The sequence below is a fragment of the Sphingobacterium griseoflavum genome (genome assembly GCF_014653155.1).
GTDB lineage: Bacteria > Bacteroidota > Bacteroidia > Sphingobacteriales > Sphingobacteriaceae > Sphingobacterium > Sphingobacterium griseoflavum.
Window position 1 is genome coordinate 14,546 of record NZ_BNAF01000004.1, and the last position, 11,688, is coordinate 26,233.

An 11,688-nucleotide genomic window follows, 5' to 3' on the forward strand; every position below is an offset into this window, starting at 1 on the left:
GCAAAAAGCACAAATTTTTGCAAATGTTAATTTGACGTTTGTTTTATTTTTCGCGTAGCGTCGTCTAAATGTGGGTGAAAGGCTAAACAGGAGGCGGGCCTAATTGGATGTATGCTAAAATACGGTGAATACTTGCTAAAATATAAGCATGTAGTCTAGCCGTCTGCCAGCATAGGCAGCTTTATGCTGATTTACCCCCCTCTTTTTGACCAAATCCCCCCTAAAAAATATGGGTCTTAGTAGCGATAATTGCAAAGCAGGTTCATATAACCGTGCGATTTACTAACCAAAATAAATATAATGAAAACATGTAAAATGCTTAAACGGCGTCTGGGGATATTTTTATTCCTGATGACGATGAGTTGTTATTTGGCTGTCGCCCAGACTGTCTCAGTGACAGGAAAGGTGTCGAGCGGAGGTGTGGCCATTCAGGGGGTTACCGTGGCCGTATCGGGCACGGAAACGAGAGCGATCACCGATGCGCAGGGGACATACCAAATCAATGCCGCACCTACGGCCACCTTGATCTTTAGCAGTGTGGGCTATTTGCGGCAGGAGATCGCGTTGGCCGGTAGGCAGGCCACCAACGGTGCGCTCGTGCTGCATGTGGCGCTGGAGGAAGATGATAGCGTGATCGAGGATGTCGTGGTAACCGGTTTCGGGCAGCGCGAAAAAAGAGCATCGGTCGTAGGGTCGATCACAACGATTAATCCAAAAGAACTGAAGGGGCCCACGAGCAATTTGACGACGATGCTGGCCGGCCGTGTGGCAGGGATGATCGCTTTCCAGCGCAGTGGCGAACCCGGATCTGACAATGCCAATTTCTTTATCCGTGGCTTGGGTACCTTCGGAACGGGCAAGCAAGATCCATTGATCCTCATCGATAACGTAGAGTCTACGCCGACCGATATGGCGCGCTTACAGCCGGATGACATCGCCAGCTTTTCGGTGTTGCGCGATGCAAATGCCGCGGCCATGTATGGCGCCCGCGGTGCAAACGGTGTGGTTTTGGTGACCACCAAACTAGGTGCCGAGGGGCAGACAAGATTCGAGTTCCGTTCGGAAAACAATATTTCGACAAACACGCGCAATTTCCGATTTGCCGATAACATTACCTACATGGAGATGGCCAATGAGGCTTACCTGACCCGGCCCGTCGATGCGGCCAGTGGCCAAGGGCTGCCGTATTGGCAAAGTAAAATAGACCATACGAAAGCAGGCGATAACCCCTTGCTGTATCCCAACAACAACTGGATCGACCAGCTGATAAAGGACTATACCCTGAACCAGCGGAACAACCTCAATATTTCTGGGGGTGGTGCAAAAGCACGATACTATCTCGCCGGAACCTATAATATTGACAACGGGATCCTTAAAGTGGATGGCATCAATAATTTCAACAATAATATCAAGTTGAAAAACTACTCGGTTCGCTCCAATGTGGATATCAACTTCACACCATCGACGACGGGGATCGTGCGCGTGTATGCACAGTTCGACGATTATACCGGGCCGATCGGTGGTTTCGATGACAATGGAAACCGGATAAACGGCGGTGCGGTAACATTTCGCAGGGCGATATGGTCCAATCCGGTGATGTTTCCGGCGGTCTATCCATCGTCTTACTTGCCCTACATGAACCATCCCTTGTTTGGTAACGCCATCAACCGCAACGGAGGCTTGTTCATAAACCCCTATGCCGAGATGGTGCGTGGCTACCAGGAGTACAATACCTCGACGATTATGCCGCAGATAGAGCTGCGCCAGAATCTCAATGCGCTCTTGCCCGGATTGAATTTTACGGCGATGACCTACCTCAAGCGCTATGCCTATTTCGAAGTAAGCCGCGCCTATAGGCCTTTTTACTACACCGGATCATCTAGCCCAGACGGCGATTTGATGCTGCGCGTGATGAACGATGGCGGATTGGGATCTATTGGTTTGGTGGGCACCGAGTACCTGGACTATGCCGAATCTGGAAAAGAAGTCAACTCCATGTTCTATGCACATGGTATTGCAAACTACAGCCAGGCTTTTGGAAAGCATAACGTGAGCGGTACGCTGATCGGGCTGATACAGAATTCGTTGAATGGTAACGCCGGAAGTTTGCAGCTATCGCTGCCTGCGCGGAACATCGGTTTGTCTGGCCGATTTACGTACAACTTCGGCGACCGCTATATCGCCGAGTTTAATTTCGGTTACAATGGTTCGGAGCGCTTTGCGCGCGACCGCAGGATGGGCTTCTTTCCGTCTTTTGGCTTGTCGTACAACCTATCTAACGAATCCTTCTTCGAGCCTCTTCGTGATGTCGTGACCAACTTAAAAATCCGGGCTACGCACGGCTATGCCGGGAACGATCAAATTGGTCGTTCACAGGATCGTTTTTTCTATCTTTCCGAGGTCAATATGAATGCTCCGGAGCTGAGCTTTGGTGAGCTTAGCGGTTATCGCCGCCCTACCATTGCGGTGACTCGGTATGCCAACGATGGCATTACCTGGGAGCGATCCAAACAAACCAACTTGGGATTGGATTTCAGCTTGTTCAATGCCCTGGAGGTGAATGTGGATGTTTACCGGCAGATTCGTAGCAATATCCTGACCGCACGCTCTTATATTCCGAGCACGATGGGACTGCGCGCAAATATTGTGGCCAATACCAACAAGGCCGAAAGTAAAGGGGTGGACCTGACGGTAAACTACAACAAAAATTTCGCGAGCGGCTGGTACCTGCAGGGTCGGGGAACCATGACCTATGCCCTGAGCAAGCGACTGATCGTGGACGAGCCGGCCTATGCGGAGCCCTGGCGTTATACCGTAGGGTCCTCTGCTGCGCAAGAGTTTGGCTACATCGCCGAACGCCTCTTTGTGGATGACCAGGAAACGCTAAACTCGCCGGTGCAATTTGGTACGCCGGGATTGGACTATCTCGGTGGTGACATTAAATACCGTGATTTAAACGGAGATGGACAGATCACCGATCTGGACCGCGTAGCCCTCGGGTATCCGACAACACCAGAGATGATCTATGGCTTTGGCGGAACGGTGGGCGGAAAAGGCGTGGATTTTAGCTTCTATTTCCAAGGTTCGGCGCGCTCTTCCTTCTTTATCAATTCGGAAAATATTTCTCCCTTCTATTTAAATGGCGGTTCGCAGAATGGGTTGCTACAGGCCGTGGCCGACAGTTACTGGAGTGAAGACAATCGCGACCTCTATGCATTTTGGCCGAGGTTGAGTGAGGGCGTGGTGGCCAACAACAACCAGCGGTCTACCTGGTGGATGCGGGATGGCGCCTTCCTGCGCTTGAAAACCGTGGAATTGGGATATACCTTCAAACAAAGCCTGATGGATCGCATCCGGGCAAAAAATCTGCGCATCTACGCCAATGGTATGAACCTGTTTGCGATCAGTCGCTTCAAGATGTGGGATGTGGAAATGGGCGGAAACGGAATAGGGTATCCTATCCAAGCAGCTTATAATATTGGAATACAGCTAGGTTTCTAAAGTGTCTTAAAATGTTAGAAAAAATGAAAAAATTGAATGTTAGAAGAGGAGTAGGGCGCTATATGGCTTATCTTTTTCTAGGAAGCATGGGCTTTTCAGCCTGCGCAGATTATATCGACGTGGTGCCCGACAATGTGGCGACCATTGACAATGCTTTTTCCTTGCGCAATGAAGCGGAGAAGTTTTTGTTTACCTGCTATGCATGGTTGCCAAATAATGCGGATGCCCAAAGCAATACGGGCTTCTTGGCGGGCGACGAGGTATGGATACCGGTGGCGCAGCGCGAGATCTTTCCGGCGGATAACTGGCGGATTGCGCGCGGCGGGCAAAACGTCAACGCACCGCTCGTCGATCGCTGGAGAAGCGGCATGTGGACTGCCATCCGCGACTGCAACATTTTCTTGGAAAATGTGTCCAACCCTTCGAAGGTGCCCGATCTTTCCAGCAACGACCGATCGCGCTGGCTGGGCGAGGTTATGTTCTTGAAGGCCTATTACCACTATATATTGATGCGCCAATACGGACCTATCCCCTTGATGCGCGAGAACCTTTCGCTTGACGCGACACAGAACGAGGTACGGGTGGTGCAACGGCCAGTCGATGAGGTCGTGGATTATATCGTATCCCTGCTCGACTCGGCAGCGGGTACAGCCGTTCCGCTGATCATTCCTGACCAGGCCTCCGAATTGGGACGGATAACCAAACCGATTATCCAAGCAGTGAAAGCGGAGGTTTTGTTGACCGCCGCCAGTCCGTTGTTCAACGGCAATGCCGACTATCAGCAGGTGCGCAATAGCTTGGGAGAGCCCCTGTTTAACCCTACCTATAGCGAACAGAAGTGGACACGCGCCGCAGCGGCAGCAAAAGATGCCATTACCGCAGCAGAATCTGCCGGTTTTCGGTTTTTCCCGTTCAACAAAGCGGAGTATGGACAATTCAAAATGAGCGACTCTACCGCGAGAATATTGGGCATCGGTCTCGGTTTCAACGAGCGCTGGTCGTCAGAGCATATCTGGGCCAACCCCAATCATCAGGCATGGAATATCCAACGTGACGCCATGCCGCTGTTGAACAGTGCCGCCGTTGTTGGAACGGCTAGACAGCACCTGAGCGCGCCGATCAAGATTGCCGAAATGTTTTATACGAAAAACGGTGTTCCGCTAAACGAAGACAAAACACTGGATTTCAATAACCGCTATACCTTGCGGACAGCGACAGCTGCCGAACGCTTCTACATCAAAGAGGGATACACCACAGCACGCCTGAATTTTGACAGGGAACCCCGGTTTTACGCCTCGCTAGGATTTGACGGTGGTACTTGGTTCAAGTTTGATACGCAGAGCTTATCCGATGAAGACAGCTACTATGTGCAGGCGAAACTCAACCAGCCAGCCGGAGCGAACAACCACGGCTGGATCAATGAAACGGGCTATTTCTTAAAGAAGCTGGTGAACTGGGAGCAGGCTTTTGCTACCAGTGGGGTGAGCTACAAGGGATATCCTTGGCCGAATATGCGTTTGAGCGACGTGTATCTGATGTATGCAGAAGCGCTCAACGAATCTGCAGGACCATCGGAAGAGGTGTTTATGTATCTGGATCGTATCCGTGAACGTGCCGGCCTTGCTGGTGTGGTCGAAACATGGGCGGCTTTCTCTAACAATCCTGCGAAGCCCAATACGAAAGATGGCCTTCGGGAAATTATCCAGCGGGAGCGCATGATCGAGCTGGCTTTCGAAGGGAAGCGCTATTGGGATCTTCGCCGATGGAAATTAGCGGTCAACTATTTTAATCAGAATATAACAGGATGGAGTGTCAACCAAGAAGTGACAAGCGACTACTACCGCCTGCGGACACTTTTTGCGCAAACATTTGTAGCACCTCGCGATTATTTTTGGCCTATTGCCCAGGGTGAATTGGTGGTAAACCCGTCCTTGACGCAGACATTAGGTTGGTAATCTTCGTGTATTTTTTAAGCAATAAATTATGAAAACGAATTCAATAAAATCCGGTATTGTGGCTTTGCTGGCGATCCTGTTGCTATGCAGCGGTTGCGCAGAAGAACTGAAGCAAGCGACGGTGGTAAACGCTAACCCGCCCGGCCAGGTGAGCAATATTCAAGTAGAAAACCTGCCCGGTGCGGCCCGAATAAGGTATGCCTTGCCCAGCGACCAGGACCTGCTTTATGTTAAAGCCGTTTATACACTGGCCTCTGGCCGCGAAATGGTCGTAAAATCTTCCTATTACAATAACTCCGTATTGGTGGAAGGCTTTGCGGATGAAAAGCCTTATAGCATCCAACTGTTTGCCGTAAACCGGAGCGAAGTGAGCTCTGCACCGGTGAACGTAACCGTGGAACCGTTGGAAAACCCGATATGGGAAACCTATCGAAGCTTGGAAGCCATTGCCGCTTTCGGCGGTATTCGCGTCACGGCGGAAAATGCCAAGGAGAAAGAACTGACCATCATGGTGATGGTCGATTCGCTTGGCGAATGGGTGCCCTCGATCGATAACATCTATACGTCGGCAAAAGAAATCAACCGTACCATTCGCGGTTTGGACACCATCCCGAAACAATTTGCCATCACCGTGCGGGATCAATATATGAACTTCACCGATACGTTGGTGACGAAGATCACCCCATTGTTTGAAACGGCACTGCCCAAGTCGAGGTATAATGCGATCAGTTTGCCGACGGATGCCAAACAGACCTATTCGTCTACGGGATTGGCAAAGATGTGGGATAACGATATTATCAACTGGCCCAACATCTCGCTAACCGACGTCACGATAAACGGGCCCCAATGGATCACGTTTGACACGGGCGTGTTGGCCAAGATGAGTCGTATCGTGGTTTGGGATTATCCAGAATATACCAATAGCGGGCGGATGTACTACTATGGGGGCAACCTTCGGTTTTTTGAGATATGGGGATCGGATAATCCGCCATCGGATGGCAGCTGGAATAACTGGACCCTACTGGGAACCTTCGAAAGCAAAAAGCCCTCTGGGCTGCCGATGGGACAGCAAACCGATGAGGACTACCAGTTGGCGAACTCTGGGTTGAGCTTTGACTTTGATGTTGCAGCCCCAAAAGTGCGATACATCCGCATCAAAACGACCAAGAATTGGCAGGGTACATCTTTTATGTCCATCGCAGAACTGCAGGTATATGGCGATCCACGGTAGAAAACAGAGGATGAACGATTTGAAAAAAAATATCATGAAAATACAACATAGGAAAAACTTGCTTTACGGACTACTGATCACCTTAATTGGTTTTTGCATCAGTAGTTGTTCCAAGAGCGACGATTATAAAAAATACCTAGAGGGCGGAGAAATTACCTACCCCGGGAAGATAGATTCTGTTATCGTCTACTCGGGCAAAGAGCGCGTGTATGTAACGGGCTTGTTTATAGCAGATCCAAAGGTGGCAAAGCTGAAGGTGTTCTGGAACAACAGGCAGGATTCAACCGAGTTTGCGATCAATAGGACGCAAGGTGTGGACACGCTGAAATTGATGATACCGGTCATTGAAGGGGTGCACAATTTTGAGTTCATAACCTTCGATAACCAGGGTAACAAGTCGCTAAGCGTCTATAAAACCGGGGTGTCCTATGGCGCGCGTTATTTTTCTGGACTCATTAACCGGCCGTACTATACGGCAGACTACTTTGCCGGCGATGAAAATACCACGATCTCTTGGGGGGGCATCGATCTGACAAGTGGCGCTACGTTTACCGAGGTGGAATACACGAATACCGAAGGGAAATTGGTCACGCAAAGAGACTCCATTGGTTTTGGAGAAAGTGTACTGAAAAATTATCTGCCCGGCGAACCATTGCGGTACCGTACCGTATTTGTGCCGGATACGTTAAGTATAGATACATTTTACACCAATTACGTATCGAATGTGCTGCCAAAAGTGGCTTATTTGAAAAATATGAATTTCCCATTTCAAACAGCTGCTATGGCAGGTAGTCGATGGGGGACGCCAGCAAACTGGATTTTGAATGATGCCGCGAAGAACTTTAAGCATACCGATAATAATTTCTATGGTGGAATCGAGATACGCTCTAATCAAGCCTGTCTATCGCTCGAAGCGGGATGGTGGCAATGGGCTTCACCATCGCCCAATTTAGCGCCGATTGTAAATGGGAAAATGTATCAGACGACGAACCTGCAGCCCGGTAGGTATCGGTTTACGATCACGCGGCTAGATAAGGGTGCTGCCGGAACTGTACATTTAGTAGCGGCTAAGGGATCACAATTGCCGGATCAGGCCAATCTAGCCGCGGAAAGCTTGGCCTATCTCACGATTTCAGGCACACAGGCCGTGCTCGAATTTGATCTGACGGAAGCAAGTGCAGTAACGCTCGGGCTCTTGGGTAATATGCCTGGTACAGCGACGGATGGATCCTATATCAAGATAACAGGTAATATGACTTTCGAAGCGTTGTAACGGTATGGATAGCTTAAGAAGAAATATGATTACGTTGCTGACAGCTTTTTGTTTAATGATGTATAGCTGTAGCAAGGCCGACGCCGGAAATAGCGCAGAAACTCCGGAGGAGCCTGCCGGCAATATTGCTGTTCCGCAATTAGGAACGCTAGCGTTTTCTGAGATTACGACAACAGGCGCGCATGCCATTGGACATATCTTGAACAACGGGGGAGGTTTTGTGCTGGAACGTGGTGTCTGTTGGAGCAAAGAAGAGATGCCTACGGTGGATGGCGATCATCGCGAGGCCACTTCCGCAAAAGGATCGGGCGAGTTTGGCTTGCAGCTTACCGGTCTCGTTCCCTCCACATCGTACTATGTGCGTGCCTATGCGAAAAACAAAGGCGGGGTAGCCTACGGCGATCAAGTGGTATTGCGCACAGCAGATATACAATCGGTGGATTTTGCTTCGACACCGCTATTTATCATCGGATCCAGCAGGGCTTCCTATGATGTAGAGATCGTGGGCAGTGGTGGTGGCGCCATTACCGAGCGCGGCATTTGTTGGGGCACGGCGGAAAATCCAACCGTGGCCGATCATAAAGTAGCCCATGGCTCAACGGGCGTCGGTAAATTTCGCGCTAACCTGACGGGGCTCACCGAACGCACAAATTACCACCTGCGCGCTTATGCCGTAAACGAAACCGGTGTAAGCTATGGTGCAAATGTGCCGTTTCGAACGATCGGTAAAGGTAATGTGACCTACACCTTTAATAAAGTGAGCAACCCGAATGCCGAGCAGCTCGCTGCCTATGAACGTCTGCAAGTTGCTATTGACAGTGCCGTATGGTATGCAAACAACTATACCTCTGCCACAAAGCATGTTTGGTTAAACTATGATGCTGGCGTGCCAACAGCCGATGCCAACAACGAAGGTTGGATGCGCTTTGGTGCCAACGCATCCTACCAGAATATCAGGACCATGCTACATGAGATGAACCATACCTTTGGCACAGGAACTACCTCGTGGTGGTCTAACCAGGCCATATCAGGGGGGAAATATCAGCTTGCCCAGGTAAACACGGTACTGAAATGGATTACCGCCGACAATAATGCGGTGTTAAATGGTGATGGCATGCATTGGTGGCCATACGGTCTAAACCAAAATTCGGAAGTGACCTCCAGTTGGGATTTTGTATACAATTGCCTGATTATCGAGGCTATGCGTAGAGATGGTATGACGAGCCACAGCGGTAGCTACCAACCTTAAAAGCTGTGCCCCCCATCGGGTTTCCCGATGGGGGGCTATTCATTACTGCATATAGAAAATAAAAAATGAAAAAAATAAAGATCATATTGACACAGTTGCTTCTTTTGGCTTGCTGTGCTGCTGTCGCGGTGATACCGCCCAGCTCTAAGAAAAAGATAACAAGTCGGTTTATCGGCGTTTGGGAGCTGGCTTCTATGGAAGGGCCAGATGGACAAACGTATCATGCACATGCGGGACAGCTGAAATGCTTTGAGACGAATGGCAACTATCGGTTTTTGTTTGTGAGCAACGGCGGGACCGTCGTTACGCAACAGGGATCGTTCAAGGTGGTGTCCGATAAGATGTACGCGGAAAATATCGAGTTTTCTACCAACCCAAACCTACGAAACGTGTCTTCTCCCGTTACCTTTGCATTTGTCAACGAGGATACCTTGCAGTTGAGCGGTTCGGTCAATAATGTGCCGTTTCAGGAAAAATGGGTACGGGTGAAAATGCCCGCTATGTAGAATCTGGCTGCAGAAGTAATGAATTTGTGACAGGAGGAAGGGGCGAATCCCGATATGCCCAACTTTTTTGCTGAAAATGCCCCCTTTTTGACCTGTTTTATGCGATAGCTTTGTTATTGTTATATATTTAATCACTGTAAAAGCTGCTACAGCAGTCATATGTATGAATAGACTCTTGATATTTACTTTCTTTTTTTTGTTTGTGGTCATCACTATGGGGCAGACAGCGGGCCAAACGACTTACAAATTAGTTTGGGCTGACGAGTTTGACCAAGATGGTATGCCCGATTCGACATATTGGACTTTCGAAGAGGGCTATAAGCGCAATCGAGAAGATCAATGGTACCAGCGCGAAAATGCCGTCTGTAGAGATGGTATATTACGGATCGAGTTGCGGAAGGAAAGAAAAGCGAATCCGACATACCAAAAAGGTAGCAAGGATTGGGCGCAATCCCGTAAAGAAGTGCAATATACCTCGTCTTCCATCAACACATGGGGAAAAAAAGCTTGGCAATATGGCCGATTCGAGATCAGGGCCAAGATTCCTGTTGGTTCAGGCTTATGGCCCGCCTTTTGGACGCTCGGCACAGAAGGTGAGTGGCCCGCCAATGGCGAAATTGATATCATGGAATACTACCGTGGAGACATTTTGGCCAATATTGCTACCGGTACGAAAGAGCGATGGAAAGCCAAATGGTTTAGCCAGACCAAGTCGGTGCATGAACTTGGTGGCCAAGCGTGGGCGGATAAGTTCCACCTGTGGCGCATGGACTGGGACGAACGTGACATAGCGCTGTACGTGGACGACAGCTTGATGATCAGCGTGCCATTGGACCAGTTGACAAATGCGGACGGAACCAATCCTTTTCAACAACCGCATTATATCCTGCTCAATTTGGCGTTAGGCGGTATCAATGGCGGTAAGATCGATGAAAAGCTGCTGCCCGCAACCTATGAGATAGATTACGTTCGGGTTTATCAAAAAGAAGATGCTAGCTCGCAGGATGCCCAGACTTTTACACCCGGAGCACGGTGGGAAGATCAGCATGGCGAGCATATCAATGCGCATGGTGGCGGTATATTACACCATGAAGGTATATACTATTGGTATGGCGAGAAGCGAGGCGGCAAAACCTCTTTGGGTGTCAACGTGTATTCATCGAAAGACCTATATAACTGGACCTTCGAAAAATTAGCCTTTGCGCCGGCCGATGATCCCAACAGCGACATTACCTGGGGCTGCATTATGGAAAGGCCGAAAGTAATCTATAACGAGCAAACCAAAAAATTTGTGCTGTGGTTCCATTTGGAGCTCAAAGGACAGGGCTACGCGGCAGCGCGCGCGGCCGTTGCGGTCAGCGACACGCCCATCGGTCCTTTCACGTTTGTGGCGAGCTTTCGTCCCAATGGCAACATGTCGAGGGATATGGGGCTCTTTGTCGACGATGATGGTCAAGCCTACCATATTTATTCCTCGGATGAGAATTATGCCCTCCGCCTGGCGCGCCTCAGCGCGGATTACCTTCGTCCCACGGAAGAAGACAAGTTGCTGTTCCGCAACCACCGGGAAGCGCCGGCTTTGTTCAAGCATGCAGGTAAATATTACCTATTTACCAGTGGCTGTACAGGTTGGGCGCCCAATAGAGCAGAGCTGCATGTGGCCGACAAGCTGTTTGGACCTTGGACATCCCTGGGTGACCCGATGCAGGGCCCGCAGGCACAGCTTACCTTCGACGGGCAGAGCACTTACGTGTTGCCTGTAGCAGGCAAAAAAGATGCATTTATCTTTATGGCCGACCGATGGAAGCCTAACCAACTGCTGGATAGCCGTTACATTTGGCTTCCGGTCGACTTGCAGGACGGTAAGGTTTCTGTTTCCTGGAAAGATACATGGGATCTATCTGTATTCAACTAAAAACCAAGCACCGATCAACGACAAATTTAAGTAACCCTAACCCCATACGACACCCCGT

Annotated in this window: 7 protein-coding genes; all 7 read left to right on the forward strand. The window is 49.8% G+C overall.

Annotation, left to right across the window (positions count from 1 at the left end; genetic code table 11):
* The first annotated feature begins 300 nt into the window (after positions 1 to 300).
* The 7 genes from IE165_RS05875 to IE165_RS05905 all read left to right on the forward strand — a co-directional run bounded on the left by IE165_RS05875 (position 301) and on the right by IE165_RS05905 (position 11,630).
* Positions 301 to 3,501, forward strand: a complete 3,201-nt coding sequence (locus IE165_RS05875; protein ID WP_229826373.1) for a SusC/RagA family TonB-linked outer membrane protein — start codon at positions 301 to 303, stop codon at positions 3,499 to 3,501.
* Between the two features lie 23 nt (positions 3,502 to 3,524).
* Complete coding sequence (locus IE165_RS05880) at positions 3,525 to 5,456, forward strand: RagB/SusD family nutrient uptake outer membrane protein (RefSeq protein ID WP_189625682.1); 1,932 nt, start codon at positions 3,525 to 3,527, stop codon at positions 5,454 to 5,456.
* Between the two features lie 28 nt (positions 5,457 to 5,484).
* Positions 5,485 to 6,687: a DUF5000 domain-containing lipoprotein gene (locus IE165_RS05885; protein ID WP_189625683.1), complete on the forward strand. Its 1,203-nt coding sequence runs from the start codon at positions 5,485 to 5,487 to the stop codon at positions 6,685 to 6,687.
* A gap of 34 nt (positions 6,688 to 6,721) precedes the next feature.
* Positions 6,722 to 7,960, forward strand: coding sequence for a DUF4998 domain-containing protein (locus tag IE165_RS05890; RefSeq protein ID WP_189625684.1), 1,239 nt, complete (start codon positions 6,722 to 6,724; stop codon positions 7,958 to 7,960).
* Positions 7,961 to 7,964: 4 nt separating this feature from the next.
* The gene (locus IE165_RS05895; RefSeq protein ID WP_189625685.1) at positions 7,965 to 9,209 is read left to right on the forward strand and encodes a hypothetical protein; all 1,245 of its coding nucleotides are present in this window, start codon (positions 7,965 to 7,967) and stop codon (positions 9,207 to 9,209) included.
* 65 nt (positions 9,210 to 9,274) lie between these two features.
* Positions 9,275 to 9,715 carry a DUF4488 domain-containing protein gene (locus IE165_RS05900; protein ID WP_189625686.1) on the forward strand — a complete coding sequence of 147 codons (441 nt, stop codon included), beginning with the start codon at positions 9,275 to 9,277 and terminating at the stop codon, positions 9,713 to 9,715.
* Between the two features lie 163 nt (positions 9,716 to 9,878).
* Entirely contained in the window at positions 9,879 to 11,630 is a 1,752-nt protein-coding gene (locus IE165_RS05905; RefSeq protein WP_229826375.1) for a family 43 glycosylhydrolase, read from the forward strand.
* The last annotated feature ends 58 nt before the right edge of the window (positions 11,631 to 11,688 follow it).